19 protein-coding genes and 1 tRNA gene are annotated in these 18110 nt (G+C 65.6%); 7 read left to right on the top strand and 13 right to left on the bottom strand.

Annotation, left to right across the window (positions count from 1 at the left end; genetic code table 11):
- Positions 1–210: 210 nt before the first annotated feature.
- The 8 genes from ACFXK0_RS20775 to ACFXK0_RS20740 form a co-directional block, all read right to left on the bottom strand.
- Positions 211–1203 (bottom strand): ferritin-like domain-containing protein, encoded by a 993-nt coding sequence (locus tag ACFXK0_RS20775; RefSeq protein ID WP_379412163.1) that lies wholly within the window; start codon positions 1201–1203, stop codon positions 211–213.
- Between the two features lie 117 nt (positions 1204–1320).
- Positions 1321–2121: an ESX secretion-associated protein EspG gene (locus ACFXK0_RS20770; protein WP_379412162.1), complete on the bottom strand. Its 801-nt coding sequence runs from the start codon at positions 2119–2121 to the stop codon at positions 1321–1323.
- The gene (locus tag ACFXK0_RS20765) at positions 2118–3293 is read right to left on the bottom strand and encodes a hypothetical protein (RefSeq protein ID WP_379412161.1); all 1176 of its coding nucleotides are present in this window, start codon (positions 3291–3293) and stop codon (positions 2118–2120) included. Before ACFXK0_RS20765 ends, ACFXK0_RS20770 begins: the two co-directional genes overlap by 4 nt.
- Positions 3290–3703, bottom strand: a complete 414-nt coding sequence (locus tag ACFXK0_RS20760) for a hypothetical protein (protein ID WP_379412160.1) — start codon at positions 3701–3703, stop codon at positions 3290–3292. Before ACFXK0_RS20760 ends, ACFXK0_RS20765 begins: the two co-directional genes overlap by 4 nt.
- Positions 3704–3705: 2 nt before the next feature.
- Positions 3706–4263 (bottom strand): DUF3558 domain-containing protein, encoded by a 558-nt coding sequence (locus tag ACFXK0_RS20755; RefSeq protein WP_379412159.1) that lies wholly within the window; start codon positions 4261–4263, stop codon positions 3706–3708.
- A gap of 43 nt (positions 4264–4306) precedes the next feature.
- Entirely contained in the window at positions 4307–4879 is a 573-nt protein-coding gene (locus ACFXK0_RS20750) for a hypothetical protein (protein ID WP_379412158.1), read from the bottom strand.
- Positions 4880–4929: 50 nt separating this feature from the next.
- Positions 4930–6765, bottom strand: coding sequence for an alpha/beta hydrolase (locus tag ACFXK0_RS20745; RefSeq protein ID WP_379412157.1), 1836 nt, complete (start codon positions 6763–6765; stop codon positions 4930–4932).
- The gene (locus ACFXK0_RS20740; protein WP_379412156.1) at positions 6762–7067 is read right to left on the bottom strand and encodes a hypothetical protein; all 306 of its coding nucleotides are present in this window, start codon (positions 7065–7067) and stop codon (positions 6762–6764) included. The genes ACFXK0_RS20745 and ACFXK0_RS20740 overlap by 4 nt, the downstream gene beginning before the upstream one ends.
- 112 nt (positions 7068–7179) lie before the next feature.
- Between ACFXK0_RS20740 and ACFXK0_RS20735 the strand changes: the two genes are divergently transcribed.
- Positions 7180–7812, top strand: a complete 633-nt coding sequence (locus tag ACFXK0_RS20735) for a hypothetical protein (protein ID WP_379412155.1) — start codon at positions 7180–7182, stop codon at positions 7810–7812.
- A gap of 53 nt (positions 7813–7865) precedes the next feature.
- Here ACFXK0_RS20735 and ACFXK0_RS20730 read toward each other — a convergent pair whose 3' ends face one another.
- Positions 7866–8498, bottom strand: a complete 633-nt coding sequence (locus ACFXK0_RS20730) for a TetR/AcrR family transcriptional regulator (protein ID WP_379412154.1) — start codon at positions 8496–8498, stop codon at positions 7866–7868.
- Positions 8499–8628: 130 nt separating this feature from the next.
- On the opposite strand from ACFXK0_RS20730, the gene ACFXK0_RS20725 reads away from it, so the two are divergent.
- From ACFXK0_RS20725 to ACFXK0_RS20710, 4 genes are all read left to right on the top strand, one after another.
- On the top strand, positions 8629–9075 hold the full coding sequence (locus tag ACFXK0_RS20725; RefSeq protein ID WP_379412153.1) for a hypothetical protein: 447 nt from the start codon (positions 8629–8631) through the stop codon (positions 9073–9075).
- A gap of 53 nt (positions 9076–9128) precedes the next feature.
- The gene (locus tag ACFXK0_RS20720; protein ID WP_379412152.1) at positions 9129–9695 is read left to right on the top strand and encodes a hypothetical protein; all 567 of its coding nucleotides are present in this window, start codon (positions 9129–9131) and stop codon (positions 9693–9695) included.
- A 238-nt stretch (positions 9696–9933) separates the two neighbouring features.
- A complete protein-coding gene (locus ACFXK0_RS20715; protein ID WP_379412151.1) occupies positions 9934–10131 on the top strand; it encodes a hypothetical protein in 198 nt (65 codons plus the stop codon).
- The gene (locus ACFXK0_RS20710) at positions 10128–12407 is read left to right on the top strand and encodes an N-6 DNA methylase (RefSeq protein ID WP_379412150.1); all 2280 of its coding nucleotides are present in this window, start codon (positions 10128–10130) and stop codon (positions 12405–12407) included. The genes ACFXK0_RS20715 and ACFXK0_RS20710 overlap by 4 nt, the downstream gene beginning before the upstream one ends.
- 587 nt (positions 12408–12994) lie before the next feature.
- Here ACFXK0_RS20710 and ACFXK0_RS20705 read toward each other — a convergent pair.
- Together ACFXK0_RS20705 and ACFXK0_RS20700 are read right to left on the bottom strand one after the other, a co-directional pair.
- Positions 12995–13390 carry a hypothetical protein gene (locus ACFXK0_RS20705; RefSeq protein ID WP_379412149.1) on the bottom strand — a complete coding sequence of 132 codons (396 nt, stop codon included), beginning with the start codon at positions 13388–13390 and terminating at the stop codon, positions 12995–12997.
- A gap of 374 nt (positions 13391–13764) precedes the next feature.
- Entirely contained in the window at positions 13765–14361 is a 597-nt protein-coding gene (locus ACFXK0_RS20700; protein ID WP_379412148.1) for a YdeI/OmpD-associated family protein, read from the bottom strand.
- Between the two features lie 180 nt (positions 14362–14541).
- Between ACFXK0_RS20700 and ACFXK0_RS20695 the strand changes: the two genes are divergently transcribed.
- Positions 14542–14626, top strand: a tRNA-Leu gene (locus ACFXK0_RS20695).
- Between the two features lie 461 nt (positions 14627–15087).
- Here the strand turns inward: ACFXK0_RS20695 and ACFXK0_RS20690 are convergent.
- Both ACFXK0_RS20690 and ACFXK0_RS20685 read right to left on the bottom strand, forming a co-directional pair.
- Positions 15088–16359: a glycosyltransferase 87 family protein gene (locus ACFXK0_RS20690; protein WP_379412147.1), complete on the bottom strand. Its 1272-nt coding sequence runs from the start codon at positions 16357–16359 to the stop codon at positions 15088–15090.
- Positions 16360–16500: 141 nt separating this feature from the next.
- Entirely contained in the window at positions 16501–16932 is a 432-nt protein-coding gene (locus ACFXK0_RS20685; protein WP_379412146.1) for a MarR family winged helix-turn-helix transcriptional regulator, read from the bottom strand.
- 58 nt (positions 16933–16990) lie between these two features.
- On the opposite strand from ACFXK0_RS20685, the gene ACFXK0_RS20680 reads away from it, so the two are divergent.
- On the top strand, positions 16991–18010 hold the full coding sequence (locus ACFXK0_RS20680) for a hypothetical protein (protein ID WP_379412145.1): 1020 nt from the start codon (positions 16991–16993) through the stop codon (positions 18008–18010).
- The last annotated feature ends 100 nt before the right edge of the window (positions 18011–18110 follow it).

Below are 18110 nucleotides of genomic sequence, written 5' to 3'. Positions count from 1 at the left end.
GGCCGTTAGTGCGTGAAACCGCCGCTTCACGCGACCATCACACCAGGTCAAGGCGATACAGGTCCGAAAGTTCTGGTGACCTGACCAAACTCAGGCGGCGTGCTGGACACACCCTGACTGCTCACAGCTCCGCTCGACTGCGCGTCGTTGCACACGCCGAAGACGGGACAATGCGCGCAGCCGACCCTAGATCGGACATGCTGGGTTGAATCAGGTCCATACGTAGCATTGCGGGTCCATCCGTCGCCACGCGCGATTCATTTTGGCGTAGGCGGCCCGGCGATATTCCGTCCATGTGTACCCGCCGGCGCGCAGCGCGCGGTGGTGACCGACCCATACCAGGAGCATGACCGCGAGGAAAAGGACGCGGTGGACGACCCTGGTGCAGTGGAAACGCGGGCGCGATCGGTTGCGGTACAGCACCGCGAGTCGCTCACATTGCAGCCGCACATGGGGCACCTCGTCGGCGAGGATCTGGGCGCAGACCGCGCGCAGGACCGGTGACCCGGTAGCCCGGCGAATCGCGTTGTAGTAGATCATCGCCAACACTTCGACCATGACCACGGGAGTGGTCCAGACTTCGATGTCGGTGATGCTGTACCGAAGTCGGCGAAAGAGCGTGTCGCCCCAATCAGCCTGTCGCCGCGAGATTCCCGCATCATCCAAGATGCGACCCAGCAGCGCACCGTGACGTTGCTCCTCACGGATGAACAGATCGATGACATCGCAGTACGCGGGATCGTCGGTGGCAGCGGCAAATCGGGCTGCGGACGCCGCCAAATGCCGCCCATCCGATGTTTCGCCCAGCTGCCAGGCCTGGAGCGACCGGCGAAGGGGTGCCATCTCGGCCGGCGATGCCCCGACACCGTCCGACTGCCACGGAATCTCGCGCTGCTGGAGCGCATTCTGCTGGAAGTAGGCCAGCCATTCCTCGGTGGGACGCACTCGTCGCCCACTCACCCGTTCACCGACCACTGATACGGCGTTCTGCGATTCCTGCACAGTTTCCCCCTCTGCTCGCCTCCAGTCGTACCCGAAGCGGGAGTCGGCCGCCAGGTGGACCTGCGACCAGACCGACGCCGAACCACCCGGAACCTCTCTCCCGGCAGGCAAGATCTCCGACAGATCCACCCCGATCGGCGAACTGCGCGCGGCGACCCGCACGACGTCGTCGCGAAACTCTTTCGGATACGGCTTGGGCACTGCGACGTCCTCTCAGGATTACCCCGTGGCACGCTATCTCGGTTGTCACCTACCCGTGCAGCAGCCCCGTCCGGTCTAGGACACGCTCGGGCCTTGACGGCGTTCCCGCGTGGGTCTTCACCACTGCCCTGAAGGGCGGCGCACTGGCCCGCACCCGGTAGCTGCGTCCTCACGAAGCTCCCCGTACTGCTCCAAGGCCCGACCGATCTCGACACCGACGTGGTGAGCCGATGTCGCGGCGGTCGCGCCGACGACCGTGCGAGCGCGGGTGCCGGTCTCGAGGTAGCGGCCGTCGTGGCGATCGTGCCATTGGATCGCCGCGACCCGATGCGGTGGTTTACCGCCCGTGGTACGCGGGCCTCGGAAGACCTGGATCACCCCCGCCGACGTACAGGGTTCTTCCCGCAGGCGACGGTACTGCTCGCGCGGATTCGGTCCCTCGATGATGGTGACCACGTCGGTGTCCTCGGGCCGCATATCGTGATTGTCGAACCGTTGCCGTGGCCGTTTCCCTGCTTCGGCAGCGGGAAGCACCTCGACCACGCGACGGGCGAGACTGTCCGCGGCGAGGATGCTCACCCGGACCTGCGTGCCGTCGGTGGACTGCTCGGCGATCGCCCCGTGCCGGTCGTGGCGCGCGCCGACCACCCGCAGGGGCCGGTGCCGTCGGTGACCGTGGATCTCGACCCATACCTCGGGGCCGGTCAACACGTCGAACGCCCGTCGCAGTTGCTCAGCGGCATCGAGGTCCAGGCGACCGTGTTCAGACCACTGCTCGCGCACCGCCGACCGGTACTGCTCGAGCGCGTTCAGGTGCGTGAAGCGGCTCGTGTAGTGCAGCGGGAACACCATGCGGTCGGCGGCCGGGCCGAACCACAGCGCCGCGAATTCCTCGATGTCGAAAACCCACGCCGTCATCGATCACCGATCACCGGCGGGACATGCTTGATCACGCCCAGCAGCTCGGTCGTGTTGTCCCCGTGGGTCAAACTGACCTTCTTGTCGGACTTGTCCGGCTCGTCGCCACGACCACCCCCGCGACCGGCCGCGCCGGGCATACCGTGCATCCCCGTGCCGCCCGCATGCGCGGCAGCGGGCAGCCCGCCACGGGTACCCGGTGATCCCCCGGCACCGGCCGACCCCGGTGGCTGCACGGCACCAGGAGACGGAACCGGAGAACTTCCGCCTTGGCCGCCGGGCAGACCGGCTCCGCCGCTCGGGCCGCCGTACGGTGTGCCGGCACGAAGGGAGTCACCCGGCACCGACGGTGTCGGCGTGGCGGTGGTGGGTGCCGACGTCGGTGTAGTCGACGCCGTCTGCGTCGAATCGTCTTGTCCGCCAGTATCAGTCGACCCGTCCTCGGTCGACCCGTCCGAGGACGGGCCCTCGGGTTCGGAATCTGTGTCGGTCGGCGCGTCCGAGTTGGGGTCGGTGACCGGGTCGGCGGCCGGCTCGGGCTCGGTGCCGGCGGGTTCTGTCGAGGCCGGGTTCCGCGGCACAGCGGACTCATTCGGCCCACCGGAGATACTGGAACCAGGTTGGCCGGCCTGTGGGGTCTGATCATCGCCGATCGCCATCGCGGCCGGAAATGTCGGCAATTTCGCGTCCAGGTCCTGGAAACCCACGACGTAGCGTTCGGCCATGATCCTGCGCGCCTCGGCCTGGGCGGTCTGAGCCTGGCGGGTCTGGAGGTCGAAACCTTCCGGGTCCGCGCTTTGATCAGCGGTGACTTCGACCACCGGCGGCAGAAAGGATTTCGTCATGACGGCGGTCATGGCCGTATTGCCGACGACCTGGGAAACCTCGTCGAACAGCTCGGGCAGTCGCAGCGAATCATCGCAGTACCGCGCGACTGTCGCTACCGCCGCGTCCGCGGCCGCGCCGGTCCAGGCACCGTCCACTGTGTTCCGGACCGCGGCGAGCATCTCCGTGGTCGAATCAGTGAGGTCCGCGTCGCCCTGCTTCCACGCGACGACGATCGAGCTCGTGGAATTCGCGACAGCGGCGAACGCGTCAACGATCTGCTGATGCGTCAACCCGTCGACGTTCTCCGGATCGGTGATCCCCGGCGGATCATACTGGGTCGTCATCGGTCCCCTCCGACATCCAAACCTTGTGCGACAGCGAGCTCTTTGAACTTCGCCGCGAAGTCAGCGTCAGCCTCTTCGAGGCGCTGGCGGATCGTGCGGAACAGTGTTCGCAGTTCATCGGCCGCGGTGAGATGACTTTCGAGCACCGCTACGGCGTTATTCGGCCCACCGTCGGCCTTTTCACGAAACCGACGCACCAGCGTCTGTGCGGACGTGAGGACCGCGGACGACTCACCCAAACCCCAGATTTCCTGCTCAGCGACCTTTCGAATCTTCTGCTGAATTACGCCCAGCTGCACAATCCGCGTAGACATCGCCTTCTCCAATGCGACGAACGCAGCGGGGTCCGCGTCGAGCGAAAGGTTTCCGTTTTCGGCCTGGGTGACGAGTTCTGAGATGGAGCTAGCCATGGTCACGCACCCGCCGGGATCGATGGGACAACCTTGTTGATGAGACCGGTGACGAGATCGCAGCTATCCAAGTGTCCTGTCGTCCGCCTGGTGGCAGGATTGCGAAGATCGAATTGCAGGCTCCCGGTCTTCATCTCCAGATTCACGGTACAGCTTTCCGGGCTTTCGAACAGCTCGTAGAAGGCGCCCGTTCTAGGGCCGAATTGCTGCTCGCGATAGGAGTCCGGGAATTTGGCCTTGATGTCGGCCAGGGAATTCGTCGTTCGCACGACCCGTACGTCGTACCCGTTCTCGATCACGATGTACCCACAGCCGTGGGCCTTGATACCGTTGCGTTCCCAGTCCTCCGGGCCGGTGAGCACGAGACCCTCCGACTTCAGAACGTCTTGTGGGAAGTCGGTGCAAGGGTCGAAATCAGCTGGCTTCACGGTCGTCGTAGTTGAGGCACCTTCGGCGGGTGCAGGTTGCGGGTCTGAGCACCCGGCAGTGGCGAGGGCGAACACGCCGACCGCGAGCAGCCCCGGTCGCAGCAGATTTCTCGTTCGCGGCAAGTTGCGCATTACTCGGAGTCTCCAAATCTACCTATCGGTGCGACCACAGCGGTCAACGCTGACCGGTTGGTGTCGCGGCTGCGGTTTCGGTTCGCGACGGCCGACACCCGGTGTAGCCGGAAATCGATAGATATCCATTCGGGTCATACTCGAGTCGGATTCTTCCCTGCACGTTGTTGTATATACTGATTCCGTACCGGTCACTGTCACGCGTGGGCTTGTATTCACTTATTTCGTTGAATCCGAGGCGGGCACCAGCTTCATTCATCGCCACCTTGAATTTATCCCAATTTCCCAAGACTATTTTCTCGTCGTCGATCCCGATCAGTCTCGACATCTTCATTTGATATTGTGACGAGGCGCGTCCGATGCTGAGATGAAGTGGGCTGTCGCACGCATCGTATCGCCGGGGCCATGGTTTTGTTTCCAGCACAAGTCTCTGATCGATGGCATAGGCAACGTCGGACAACTTGTGCACCTCCCGGATCACTTCTTTATCGAAGTCCTCCACAGGAGAAAGCCCGATGATCATCCGTTCCGCATTGTCACGTTCTTCCTGCGTTGTCAGATCCGGATACCCCGGACGGGGCGTACATCCCGCGACCAGCGCGAGGGCGGCTGACATCGCCACCGAAACGAGTAGCCCCCATCGTCGAACAGACCGGAATCGTCGCGTCATCGCTTCGCCACCACGTTGTCCGGCAAACCGGCGACGATAGCCGCGACATTGTAGGTGGTGACCCGGGAACCTCCGTCAGGACCGGTGCGGGGGTATTCGCTGTGACCGGACGCGCCAGGCAGTTCCCGGGTTTCACCGTCGTAGGATTTGGAATCGTGGGTTTCGAGTTGGGTGAAGTTGGGGTTCTCGGCCGGGTCCGGCCCGAAGCCTCCATTGTCGGATGAGGTCCACGCTTCGGCGATGAACGGCACCGGTCCACCCACAGGGATTCCGGCGTCGTTGAGCCTGCCGGCGATCTGCGGGCCGTCCTGGGTCCACTTGATCGGATCGTCGTCGGTGCGCATCACATATGCATGGCCGTTGTCGAGCCCGAGTTCTTGGGGCGTCGAGGCGGCGATGCCCGGCGAGCCGTAGACGACCATGTCCGAAACCGGGTGTTCACCGCTTTGGAGCGCCATGCCGGTGGTCAGCGAGCCGTATGAGTGGCCGACCGCGGTGATATGCGGTCGCTCACCGCCCTCGTGGGATGCTTCCAACCCGTTGTAGAAGCGATTGAGCGCCTGGCCGCCCTCCGCGGCCCTGTCGGTGCTGCCGACATCAGCGACACCCGCTGCGGCATCGGCGTATTCGCCCTCGCCGAACACCTTCTTGACCTGCGGTGTGTCGTAGCCGATCCAGGCCACCGTCGCCACGGATTCGCCTTCTCGCCCCGGTTCGCGAGTGAGCTGAAATTCGGCTTCCGCACGCACAGCAGCAGCCTCGTTCGTCATACTCACGATGTCGTCGCGCACTCTCGTGTCGAGTCCCGGCGTGGTCACCGACACATGTGTCGACTTGTCCGGATCGCCGACCGATACCGCCGCGCGGGTCGATCGCCCGCTGGTCGTGTCGAGCAGAATCAGCTTGCGATCGACCCAACCTTGCGGAGGATGATCCGGCTTCGCGATCGCCTTCTCGACAGCCTTCAGATCCTCGAGCTTGGCAGTAGCGGCCTTGTACTGATCGCTGTCGGTGCCGAACTGCGCGGCGACGGTTTGCAGTTCACGCTCAGCGAGCGGGATCAACCCCTCCAGCCTCGAACGATTGGCCTCATCGCGGGCTTCGATCGGAATCCCGTCCCGGTTGCCGATCAGATCCGGGTAAGTGTCGATCAGCTGCTTCTGCTGGGCTTCGGTGAGCGTGTTCCACCAGTGCCGGTTGGTTTCCACACTCGCGTCAGCCGGTGGAACCTCACCGATCGGTGTGGCCCACTTGGTCGGGTCGCTGGTCGCGAACACCTCGTTGTCGAACGCGTGCCGAATCGCTGACTCCGCACGCAGGTCCGCGGCGAGCAGGTCCGCCAACGCTTGCTGGACAGTGGCGGTGCGGTCAGCGGCATCGGCGACCAGCCTGGCCCACGCCTTGTGCGCCAACGTCACACCGACACGAGCGACCAGCGTCGTGTACATCTTCTTGCTGGCCGAGACCGTGCCGTCGTCGGCGACGTCGTAGGTGTTGGCGATCGCGTCATCGACATGCTTGACGACCGTCTGGCGATGCGCCGAGATGTCGAGCGAGCCCGTGGTCGCAGTAGTCGCGGCCGTATCCAGCGCGGTAGCAATCGTGGCCGCCTTCGTGTGGATCGCCGCCACACTGCCACGAGCCGCGTCGCCGGACCCACCCACCCAATAGCTACCGGAATCCGCTGCCGCCGTGGTGACCGGGGTCAGCTCGTGCATGATCTTCTGGGACGCGAGCTGCCAGGCGATCCCATGCAGTCCGAGGGTCTCCGGCTTCCAGCCACGCGCCTGCGAAACCGTCATCGTCGCAACCGCTTTCGGGTCAGGACTCATCGCACGCCCTGCCCGACCCGCGCGATATCGCCGGCGATGGTCTCGTCCTTGCCGGTGAACTCGCTCACCGCGTGCAGCGTGGCCGCGCTGACGGACAACAGGTCCGTCTGGACAGTCTTCAGCGCGTCGCGCGCGAGGCCGGAGACCATCTGACACATCGACGCGGTCAATGCCCCAGCGAGATCGGTCTGCAACAGGTCGCTGTTGCCGTCGATGTCAGCGGCGCACACCGTGTGAGCGGCCGTGTCGAGGCTGGTTCCGAGCGCGCGCACGCGATCGGGATCGAAATCGAGCGTGGACATAGCGGATCCCCTCCAAGGCCAACGAACCCGGCTCCCGTTCCCGGCTCACTGACAGCGATCATGCCATATATAGTTGGCATCAGAGACGGGGTCGAAACCGGGGGGCAGGACCATGACTTCAACGACTGACCCGGTAGACCTGCTCGTCTTCGCGCTGAGCGAGCAGCGAACGGTCACGACGGACCCAACCGGCTCGGTCACCGTCGAACTCACCGCGAGCGGTGCCATCACCGCGATCCGGCTCACCGAATCCGGTCACCGGATGACCCCGGCGATGGTCGCCGAACTGATCATGTCCCTTCACACAGCAGGCTTGGCCCAGGCGCAGAAGGCGATAGAGGCCGCCTTGGCCGACGCTGAGGTGCCGACCATCCCCGAACCCGACCTCGGGGACACCCCCGCTACACCGGCCACACCCGCCGCAGCAGAGCAAACCCCCACCGTGCCGACCGATGTCCCTACCGTCGAACGCTCCTCAGAACCCGCATTGCCCAATCCGCCGCCGTTGCCGGCACCCGCCGAACGCACAGTCGAGCAACCGGCCCGCGACCTGCCGTCGACCGCTCGAAATCCGGCAACGGAATGGGCAGCTCACCCACCTCACACCGCTGCCACCGCGCCGCCACAGATCCCCCGCCCAGGCCCCGGTCCCGCACCCGGCTACGCCGATGACCCCGGCGACGAGGACGAGTACTTCCGCGCCTTGAGCGTCTTCGAATACGACGATCATCGCCCGCGCGGCTGAGCGCCCGGTCATAGGCGTCGGCGGGGCTGGACAACTCTCGGTCCCGCCGTTGCCTATGCGTGCGTTGGATCGCTTGTTCGCAGGGCGTCGGGGATGGCGGCGAAGGCTTCGTGCAGGCGGGTGATGAGCGCGGATCGGCCGCCGGCGCCGTCGGTGGCGACCCAGCCACGCCCGGCGATGCTCCACGCCGTAGTGGTCAGCTCGGCGAGGATGCGCAGGCGCAGGTCGTCGGGGGGAAGGGCCAGTTTGCCCGAAAGGTGTGTTGTCACTTCGGTTTCCACACCCGAGCGGGTGTATTCGACGTAGCCGAGCAGGCTGGGGGCGGTCAGGATCAGCCTGCGGGTGGCGATGTAGCGCTCGTCCCAGTCGTCGGGAAGCGCGGTCGCGGTGTCGGTGAGAACGTCGCGTAGCGCGGTGAGGGTCGGCCCGGTGAGTTCACTCGCAGCGAGGGCGTGGAGATAGCCGGCCCAGAGCTCGGTCTCGGCCTCGACGGCCACTGCCTCTTTGGTGGGGAATGCCCGGAAGAACGTGCTGCGTGAGACCTCCGCTGCCTCGACCAGTTCCTCCACGGTGGTGGCGGCGAAACCGTTCTCGGTGAACAGTGCCAGGGCGGCGTCGGCCAGGGCGCGGCGGGTGCGGATCCGCTTGCGTTCCCGCAGCGGCAGTGCGCGGTCGTCTGAAGGCATACCGAGATCCTACTGCACAAAGAACCTCAAGCCCAAAAGGTGCTTAGTTCTAATTGTGACTTGCGCACATATGACACTTGGTATCAGAATTGTTGACGACACCGAGCATCATCCGAACCAGGAGATCGCAATGAGCACCGCTACCGCCCCGACCACCCTGACCCCCTCGATCATCGGTCAGGCCGAGAAGCACCACACCGCGGTTCTGGCCCGCGCACTGGCCGGCACCACCCTGAACGAGCGGCAGTGGATCGTGCTGAATCAAGCCGTCGCCGCCGGCGAGCCGGTCGATCCGAGCGCCCACATCACCCGGATCGCCGCGATGACTCAGTGGGCCCGCACCGAGGTCGAAACCGCGATGAACGCACTGTTCGCCAGTGCTCTGCTGGCCACCACATCCCACGGAATGCTCGAGGCCTCCGACACCGGCAAGGCCGTGGTGAGCAAGGTTCGCGCCGAATCCGGCGCGATCGTGGCCGCCGCCTACGGCGCGGTCCCAGCCGAAGATCTGGTCACTGCGGCTCGGGTCCTGGCCGTCATCACCGCTCGCATAGCCGAGGAATTGGCCCACGCCTGAACCGAATTCGCCACCGTTGCGGGTTCGTCCATCCACAGAAGAGGTTTCACGAAATGAACAGCAGAATCACCGTTGTCGGCGTAGCGGCCTCAGCCATCGGTGCGGCAGTGCTGCTCACCGGTTGCGGTGCAACGACCACCGAGGCCGGCCCGCCCGCGAGCAGCACCGCCGCCGCCGTGACCCCATCAGCCCCGGCCCCCGCCACCTTGACTCCATCGATCATCGGCCAGGCCGAGAAGCACCACACCGCAGTGCTGGCCCGCGCACTGACCGGCACCACCCTGGACGAAAAGCAGTGGATCGTGCTGAATCAAGCCACTGGCGAGCCGGTCGAGCGAGCCGCTCACATCAACCGGATCGCCGAACTGACCCAATGGCCCCCTGCCGAGGTCGAAACAGCCCTGAATGCACTACTCACCAAGGGCCTACTGGCGACCACACCTCACGGCAGACTCGAACCCACCACCGCGGGCAAGGCCGTAGTGGACAAGGTTCGCACCGAATCCGGCGCGATCGTAGCCGCCGCCTACGGCGCGATCCCAGCCGAAGATCTGGCCACCACGGCTCGAGTCCTGGCCACCATCACCACCCGCATGGCCGAGGAATTGACCCACGGCTGACCGAATCCCAGGTCGGTTAACAGTCGACACACGCGCGGAGCGCGGGAGATGCGTATAGAATCACTGTTCAGGCAGGTAGAAGCTTCATCAACACCGCGCGGCAGATCGCCTGGTGCCGTATCCTCAAGGCGCAAGTCGACTGCGCATTGCAATGCGCAGATCGATTGGGTTGCTTCCCGCTTAACGTATCGACGGTGCGAGCGAGACAGCCTCGCCCCGGATGATACGGAGGAATTCGATGTCACAGTCTGCCCGAGTCCTACTGGCGATGGTCGCCACACTGTTCGGTGCGATCGTCGGCATCGTCGCCGGAATCCTTGTTGTTGTCGATGGTGGATCGTTGGCATCCGCAGTCGTTCTCGGCGGCGCCGGGTTCGCGGGAGCGAGTGTCTTCGCCCTGACAGTGATCGCCTTCGTGTTCGGATTCCGGCAGTGAACAAGGCCGAGAACCGTTTGGTGTCGCGGCAAGAGATCGCGGACCTGGCAGGTGTCAGCAGGGCGCTGCTGTCGGTGTGGAAGAAGCGGCACCCGAGCTTCCCTCTCCCACGGTCATCGGCGGAGGGTGAGTTCTTCGTCTTCGCGGAGATGCTCGAGTGGCTCACGACCCGCCCGATCCCGGCCGGTCAACTGCTGCCAACCGAAGTCAAGGGCTGCACTTATGCCGATCGGATCCTGCAGAACACCCGTGCAGCGACGACTGAGCCATCCAGCCAATCGGTGGCCGGCAAGGGATCTGGCGAGCAACGCACCGATCAGGCCGATGCCTTCGATGAACTGTTCGGGCCGCTCGCGCAACGGGTACGCGGCGGCGGCCCGCAGATGGACTACCTCCAACTCCTCTTGTGCGCGGTCTTCGTACGCGTCTGCGCCCCCGGGCAGTGGGCGAGAGCTACCGACCTCGTCGCCGAAGCAGTTGCAGATCAAGGTGATCCGGCGAAGCTGCTCGACTCGATCGCGACCATCGCCGACGTAGTCCTGCGTGAGCACGGCGTGCTGCCAGGTATGCGTCCGGTCTTCGCGCGGTTGCAGCCGACCGCGGTCGAGGACGTGGCCCAGGTCCTGCGGACGTGTCACGGTCTGGACCGCGACTCGTTCGAGCCGATCCTCGATCGTTTCGCCGAGTGGAGCCATCGCGACAGCAACGAACTCTTCACCCCACGCGCCGTTGTTCAGCTGGTTACTGATGTTCTGCTCGGCGAGGTCACCGGGACAGTCCAGTGTCATGATCCGTATCTGCGTTCTGGTGAGTTCCTGTCAGGGGCCGCATCGATGCTGTCGGAGGCCACGTCCATGGTGCGCGGCATGGCGACATCAGGGTTCGGACGCAGCCCGGAGCAGCTTCGCATCGCGGCGATGCACACCGCTGTCCACGGTGTCGATGTCGCAGACCTACGCCAGGGTGATGCGCTGGCTTCGGGAACAGTGTCGGAGCAGCCGATGCGGTTCGACGTCGTCATGACCAACCCACCGTTCAACCAGCGGAGCTCCAACGACTGGCCCGCACCGCCCGGCGGCTGGCCATTCGATGCGCCGCCGAAGAAGAACGGCAACTTCGCCTGGCTACAGCACGTCTACGCCTCGCTCGACGACGGTGGCCGCGCGGCCGTGGTCATGCCGAACCAAGCGGGTGTGTCGGAAGACAAGGCCGAGCACGCTATTCGCGCGGCAATGGTCGAACACGGTGTCGTGGAATGCGTCGTAGCGCTACCGCCAGGACTGTTCCCGACGACACCGGTTCCGGTGAGTGTCTGGTTCCTTGCCCGCAGGAAGGAGGTCCCGGATTCCGTCCTGCTGATCGATGCTCGCGCCGCAGGTCAGAAACGAGGCGGCCGTCGGCGGTTGAGCGACCAGGACCTACGATCAATCGTGGATTGCCTACAAGAATGGCGCACGGGCGCTGCCGATTTCGACACGAAGGATCTCAGCTTCGGTGGCATCGCGGTCGCAGCCGATCTCGCCGCCATCAGACGACTCGCGCACTCCCTCAGCCCCGCCGACTACCGTCCCGTTCCCGGTGTGACCTCCACCGAGAACGCGGTGCCCCTCAGCGCCTTGTGCAAGATCCAAGCCGGCCCCTCGAACGACGTCATCAAGAAGCTGCCGTTTACCGACCACGGGGTCCCGATCGTCGCGCCCGCACAGCTACGCCATCGTGGCATCACCGATGAGCATACGAAATGGGCACGCCCGGAAGACGCCGCCCGACTCGGCAAATACCAGCTCACGGACCAAGACATCCTCTGTTCCAGAACGGGAACTCTCGGCCCCTGCGCTATCGCTGACAGCAGCGCGGAAGGCATGTTGTTCGCCACAGGGCTGATCCGTTTGCGCGTACGCGACCCCGAGGTCGTGGATCCGCGCTATCTCATAGCGTTCCTTTCGCTCCCGTCGACCGTGACATGGATCGCGAACCGGGCAGCCGGCACAACAATCCCGTCCATCAGTTCCGCGAACCTCGGCAAGCTACTTGTTCCCTTGCCGTCGCTCGACGAGCAGGGACGAATCGGCGCTGCGGTATGCGCCGCGGACGCAGGCATCATGGCGCTGCACAAGCAGATCCAGATCGCGGAAGGAGCGCGAACCGATGCCGCGATCGCACTTTTCGCCGGCCTACCGTCATCCGGCCGCACCGCCGCCAGGCCCGAGCATCGGAAAGTTATGCCCGGCTCTTACCGCGACAGCGGTAACCACCGCTGCGCCGGTCAGCCCTGACGGCCGACACCAGGGCAACGCACAGGCCGCCGAACACTATGCCTCCCGCCAGCAAGATTCCCACGCCGACAACGGCGGTAGCGAGCGCAGGAGTGCCGAAGCCGAAGTACACGGCGAACGGACTCGACAGTATTGTGCCGATCAAGCCCCCGATCGTGGCCACGATCAGGACAGGTCGGTCTTTCATGAATCCGATTCCAGTCTTCGAGTAGTCATTCGCTCCGCCCAAGACACCAGCATCACAGACTTCCGCACATGCCGCATGTCACGCGGTTCGAAACGGCCACAGTCTCTTCGAGGCCCATCGAGGTGTGCCGAACCAGGCCTGGGACTGCTGCATGGATAGGTGACATGCCCTGCCTTTCGGGTTCCAGTAGAGCAAGGTCAACGACAGATCGGCGCAGTTTCGCGAACACGACCCGAACCCAGGCATGACCGATATCGCGATCGCTACCCGCCAGGGCACTGAGATTGCTCTGACCGCGGAGCGGAGCAGGTGGTGCAAGATCATCAACGTATTGCGTGAAGTTCCGCCGCGCCCAGTGAATCCGGCCGGCCACGCTTACCGCGACCGCCCGGATCGTCGATCAGGCTGCGACGTAAAAGGTTCCGATACTCGGGGTTTGGAAACCGCCGACACCGGGCAGCGAGGCGGTAACCACGATCTGGCCCGCTCCGGTGACGATTTCCGTCCTTTCCCCGGACCAGTCGGTGATGGTTCCCGAAGCGCCGGTCGACAGGTTCTGCCAGGTGTAGACATAACGATTCCCCATCGGCACCGGATATATCGCGCCGTGCCCGTGCGACACGGTCGTCTGAACCAGCGCGGCCCCGTTCGCGGGGTTGGCCGCGATGATCAGACCTGGCACCTGCAGCTGAGTTTCCGACGGATAGGGAGTTTGCGCCGCAGCCGCGCCTGCCGATATCACCGCGATCCCGGCGAACACACCCGCAACCCCGAACAACGCTGTCGCTCCGACCACTCGATGCACCTGCACTCACCCCGTCTGTAGTTTCGGACACTCCGCGGATACATCCCAACGTTGCCGCAGACCGTTACATGCCAGGCAAACCCATGGCATTCAAATCCGGATCGACCTCCCACGCCCACTCACCACCGATCCAGGAACCGATCCGGCCCCGGCGGAGAGGGCAAGGGCGAACAATACGGTGATTGCGACTCGACGGCCGGAATTCTCGTTCACTTCCGCTACATCGCCGCTACCGTCAGCTGCGTTAGGCCGGGTGTTGTCGCATCGCCTTCAACACCGCGAGCCAGGCACCGGACACCCACGGTGCCACGACATACCGATGTCGTCCGTCGCGTGCGAGCCGACGAACACACGGGTGCCCGGGTTCAGCCGACCAGTCCCGCGATGATCCCGGCGATGCGACGCACCCTGGTTTCGGCCCGCTTCGCGGAGCGGACGGCATCGACTCGTTCACGCTGCTTGCTGTAGGAGAGTGCCTCGAACGCCGCTCTCGCTCCTGGGCTGGAGTCCAGCGCTGTCGCCAGTTCCCCGGGAACCTCGACCCGCCGCTCCGCGGTGTCACGCTCGAGCGCCACAGTGACGGTGTCACCCGCCTCCACGTCGGCGGGCCGACGATTCTCGGCGCTCAGCGGCAACATGGCCACGCCCCCGTACACAGCGACCGTGCTGCGGTAGCTGTGTCCGTTGACGGTCACCACCACCTTCGGCTTCTTCCCATCGCCCATCGCCTCGACGACGTCGGCGGGAACCCGGAAGCCGGTGGCGGTTTTACCGCCCAGCTCGATCCGTGTGCTGAACGACCAGCTTGTCGATGACATCTCGCGCTCCTCCATCCGCGACCGGAACGTGCGCGGTCGCGACAGCACTCTTACCAAACCTACCCCCACAACGGCATGCTCCTGCGCGAAGAAGCCACCACCTATCTCACCGCCATCGAATCCCGCTCCGAAGCCGACCTCCACGCCTCCGTGACACCACCCCCTGGCCGGACACTCCTTCGACACCAACGGCCGTATCGCCCTCGAATGGGGCGAACGCTTCCACCGCATGAACAAGGAATGGGCCCAGTGGGCAAAACACCAGGTCACCTAGGCGATTTGGATTCCAGCACCGCGTCGGATAATCTTTTGGCACACCAGCAAGTCCGGGTGGCGGAATGGCAGACGCGCTAGCTTGAGGTGCTAGTGCCCGTATTAGGGCGTGGGGGTTCAAGTCCCCCTCCGGACACGTTCTTTACACACACACGGATGGAATCGCTTCGGCGATCACCATCCGTGTGTTGTCGTTGTAGGCCAAGTTTCAGACCGAGTTCCCGATACACACCTGATGGTTGTCGACAGGATCGGCTCGGTGGAGGGCGTTGAGCAGTCCGCCCAGGGAATCGACGAGACATGGGACCTCCTCCCTGCCGACCGGCGTGCGCCCAGGCACACATGCTGCTCCAATGCGGTCAGACGGCTCTCGGTCGCCTGCTTCTCGCTGAGCACCTGCCTGGTCCAGGAAGCTACGAGCTGCGGATCGGTTCCGGCCCCGAGGGCGGTAGGTTCCAAGCCTTGCGGCCGCCGAGCCAGCGCGCGCACGCGACCGGCCACTCAGCTCGACGGAGCGACCGCGCCATTGTCGATGCGGCCCCGGTCGACACCGCGACGTACGGGCGCACCGAGTTCGGCGACCCCGCTATGCGCCGCTCAGGCGGCGCGGGCGGGCTCCTCGACGGTGACGGGGGTGTCGTCGGCGCGGACCGGGCGGCGGCCGGTGACCAGGAACAGGACAACCAGGGCGACGGCCAGCCAGACGTAGGTGTCGCCGACGAAGTGCTGCCACCACAGCCAGGCGGTCTCGCGGTGTTCGCCGTCGGGCAGGAGGTTGTGCGGGCCGACGAAGAAGACGGCGGCCACTGCGACCGCGGTGAGGTACCAGCCGCGGGCGCTCGCGAACGGCAGGGTGCGGGCGTGGCAGACCATGGCCAGCAGGGCGGGCGCGATCCACACCCAGTGGTGCGACCACGAGATCGGTGAGAGCAGCAGAGTGAAGACGGCGTTGAGGGCGAGCGCGATCGCGGGGGCGTCGGCGGCCTTGCGCATCGCGACCACGACCAGCGCCAGCAGCAGCGCGCCGAGGACGAGCCAGAGCGCGTCGAAGGGCAGGCCGGTGATCTGCAGGCGGGCCAGCACGGCCTGGATGGACTGGTTGGTGTGGAAGGCCGAACCGCTCAGGCCGGAGACGTTGCCGAGGCCGCCGAACCAGTAGCGGGTGGACTCGCCCGGCAGCAGCGCGAACGAGGCGATGGTGGCGATGGCGCCGGTCGCCGCGGCGGTGGCGGCGGCCTTGTAGTCCTTGCGAACCAGGAAGAACAGCACGAACGCCGCGGGGGTCAGCTTGATCGCCGCGGCCAGGCCGATGAGCATGCCGCGCGGGTAGCGGGTCTTGGGCAGCAGGCAGTCGGTGGCGACGAGCACCATCAGCAGCAGGTTGACCTGGCCGAAGTCGACGGTGGCGCGCACCGGTTCGAGCACCATCGCCACCGGCAGGGCACAGGCGGTGACGAACAGCGCGACCTGCTTGCTGTCGGAGTGATAGCGCCGCGCGACCAGGTAGAGGGTCCAGGCGACCGCGGCGACGGAGGCCACCACGTAGAGGGTTTTCGCCACGCCCCAGGGCAGCAACGCGAACGGGCTCAGGGCGATGGCCGCGAACGGCGGATAGATGAACGGCAACCCGATGCCCGCGGTGGTCTTGGGCAGCTGCCCGTACATGTCGGCGCCGTCGCGCATCGCCTCGATGCCGAGCCGGTAGACCTGCAGATCGATGAAGCCACCGGAATAGCCCTTGAACGGCCAGCCGGGGAGCTCGATGTAGACGATCGAGGCGATCGTGAGCAGCACCGGCAGCAGCCACCATGCTCGATTGATCGGGCGTGGGGATCGCTGCTGCGCGGGGTGGGTGGTGTCACTACTCATCCGCGGCGACTATACCGACTCTTGCGCCTGGTCGCGGAACCGCCCGTGGCGGGCGACCGCGGCGCGCAATAGCCAGCGGGATGCCGTATCAGGGTGTTCGTGGTGATCGGCGGGTCGAGCGCCGGATTCGCCCGATGCCGTTCAGTCGCCGTGGTTGTAGCGGATCAGGTAGGACGCGAGGGCGGCGACATCGGCGTCGGTCCAGTCGGCGAAGCGGGCGGTGAAGGCCGCGCGGCGGCGGCTTTCGGCGGCGCGGGCGGCGGTGCGACCGGCGGGGGTGGCCTGCAGGATGTGGTTGCGCCGGTTGCCGGGGTCGACCTGGCGTTCGAGGTAGCCGAGCTGCTCGAGCGCGCGCACCTGCCTGCTGACGGTCGATTTGTCGAGCAGGAATTGTTCGGCGAGGTCGGTGGCCTGGCAGCCGCCGCGTTCGAGGACCAGGTCCAGGATGCTGTAGGCGACCAGGCTCAGCTCGGGGTGGAGTTCGGCGGCGCGGCCGCGGGCGCGGCGGGCGAAGGCGGTGAGCTCCCGCTGGATGGTGTCGACGTCGTCGGCCCTTGTGTCTCGCGCGTTCATAGTTGTATCCTACAACTAATTATAGTTGCATTTACCAACCGTTTGGAGAACGTCCTCGATGACTCGCACCCAGTTCCGGCACCTCGCCGGGCACCTGCTGACGCCGCTGCTGATGTGTCTCGGCATGGCCTTCGCCTACCTCGGCGCGTTCCACCAGCCCACGCCGAACCATCTCGAACTGGCCGTCGTCGGCGATTCACCGCAGACGCTGATGCTGGCGCAGACGATGCAGGACAAGGGCGGCGCCGGGCTCGATGTCATCACGGTGCCCAGCCGGGACGCGGCGATCACCGCGCTGAACGACCGGGAGCTCATCGGCGCCTACCTGCCCGATCCGGCGCGGCCCGAGCTGCTGGTCGCCACAGCCGGCTCCGACACCAGCGCGATGGCCGCGGAGCTGGCCTTCCGGCAGGTGTCCGATCATCAGGGCGTGCCGCTGGCCGTCACCGATGTCACAGTGAAGGCCGACGGCGATCCGTCCGGACAGGGGCTGTTCTTCCTGCTGGTCGCCCTGAGCGTCGGCGCCTACGGCAGTGTGGCGGTGATCGGCGCGGCCGGGGCGACGTTGCGGATGCGGGTGCGCGCGGCGGTCGGGGTGGTGACCGCGCTGGTGGTCAGCCTGATCGGGGTCGGCGTGGCCGCCGGGGTGTTCGAGGTGATCGATCACGGGTACGCGGCGGTGTTCGGCTTCGCCTGGCTCTATACCTCCGGGATCATCCTGATCGGCATCGGGCTGCACACCTTCCTGAAGCGGTGGACCACGCTCGCGCTGATCACGCTGTTCGTGATGCTGAACTTCACCACCTCGGGCGGGGTGTACGGGCCGCAGCTGCAGAACGGCTTCTTCGGCGCGCTGCACGCGTTCTGGAACGGCGCGGACTTCGTCGAGGGGCTGCGCAACCTGCTCTACTTCGACGGCGGTGCGGGCTTCGGTGCGCGACTGTTCGGGCTGTTCGGCTGGCTGGCTGCCGGGCTGGTCCTGGTGGTGGTCGCCGGGCGGCACGAGGCACGCATCGCACCTCGGCCGGTCGCGCCCGCGGCCGTGGAGGAGGAGATCGGCGAAGCGGTCGCGGTCTGAGGCGACCGACCGGTTTCGGCTACACCTCGGCGAATCCTGTTGCCGACCCCACGGATCCACCGGTTCGGTCCTGGTCAGCAGGGTTGCCGGGGGTTGTCGC

It is taken from the genome of Nocardia sp. NPDC059177 (assembly GCF_042755165.1).
Lineage (GTDB): Bacteria > Actinomycetota > Actinomycetes > Mycobacteriales > Mycobacteriaceae > Nocardia.
This window is presented reverse-complemented; position numbering and strand designations above follow the sequence as displayed.

What these genes read in the sequence shown, in the direction of transcription:
- ACFXK0_RS20770 (WP_379412162.1), bottom strand. Translation starts at nt 2,121, where the DNA reads ATGACGGCGTGGGTTTTCGACATCGAGGAATTCGCGGCGCTGTGGTTC.
- ACFXK0_RS20765 (WP_379412161.1), bottom strand. Translation starts at nt 3,293, where the DNA reads ATGACGACCCAGTATGATCCGCCGGGGATCACCGATCCGGAGAACGTC.
- ACFXK0_RS20760 (WP_379412160.1), bottom strand. Translation starts at nt 3,703, where the DNA reads ATGGCTAGCTCCATCTCAGAACTCGTCACCCAGGCCGAAAACGGAAAC.
- ACFXK0_RS20755 (WP_379412159.1), bottom strand. Translation starts at nt 4,263, where the DNA reads ATGCGCAACTTGCCGCGAACGAGAAATCTGCTGCGACCGGGGCTGCTC.
- ACFXK0_RS20750 (WP_379412158.1), bottom strand. Translation starts at nt 4,879, where the DNA reads ATGTCAGCCGCCCTCGCGCTGGTCGCGGGATGTACGCCCCGTCCGGGG.
- ACFXK0_RS20745 (WP_379412157.1), bottom strand. Translation starts at nt 6,765, where the DNA reads ATGAGTCCTGACCCGAAAGCGGTTGCGACGATGACGGTTTCGCAGGCG.
- ACFXK0_RS20740 (WP_379412156.1), bottom strand. Translation starts at nt 7,067, where the DNA reads ATGTCCACGCTCGATTTCGATCCCGATCGCGTGCGCGCGCTCGGAACC.
- ACFXK0_RS20735 (WP_379412155.1), top strand. Translation starts at nt 7,180, where the DNA reads ATGACTTCAACGACTGACCCGGTAGACCTGCTCGTCTTCGCGCTGAGC.
- ACFXK0_RS20730 (WP_379412154.1), bottom strand. Translation starts at nt 8,498, where the DNA reads ATGCCTTCAGACGACCGCGCACTGCCGCTGCGGGAACGCAAGCGGATC.
- ACFXK0_RS20725 (WP_379412153.1), top strand. Translation starts at nt 8,629, where the DNA reads ATGAGCACCGCTACCGCCCCGACCACCCTGACCCCCTCGATCATCGGT.
- ACFXK0_RS20720 (WP_379412152.1), top strand. Translation starts at nt 9,129, where the DNA reads ATGAACAGCAGAATCACCGTTGTCGGCGTAGCGGCCTCAGCCATCGGT.
- ACFXK0_RS20715 (WP_379412151.1), top strand. Translation starts at nt 9,934, where the DNA reads ATGTCACAGTCTGCCCGAGTCCTACTGGCGATGGTCGCCACACTGTTC.
- ACFXK0_RS20690 (WP_379412147.1), bottom strand. Translation starts at nt 16,359, where the DNA reads ATGAGTAGTGACACCACCCACCCCGCGCAGCAGCGATCCCCACGCCCG.
- ACFXK0_RS20685 (WP_379412146.1), bottom strand. Translation starts at nt 16,932, where the DNA reads ATGAACGCGCGAGACACAAGGGCCGACGACGTCGACACCATCCAGCGG.
- ACFXK0_RS20680 (WP_379412145.1), top strand. Translation starts at nt 16,991, where the DNA reads ATGACTCGCACCCAGTTCCGGCACCTCGCCGGGCACCTGCTGACGCCG.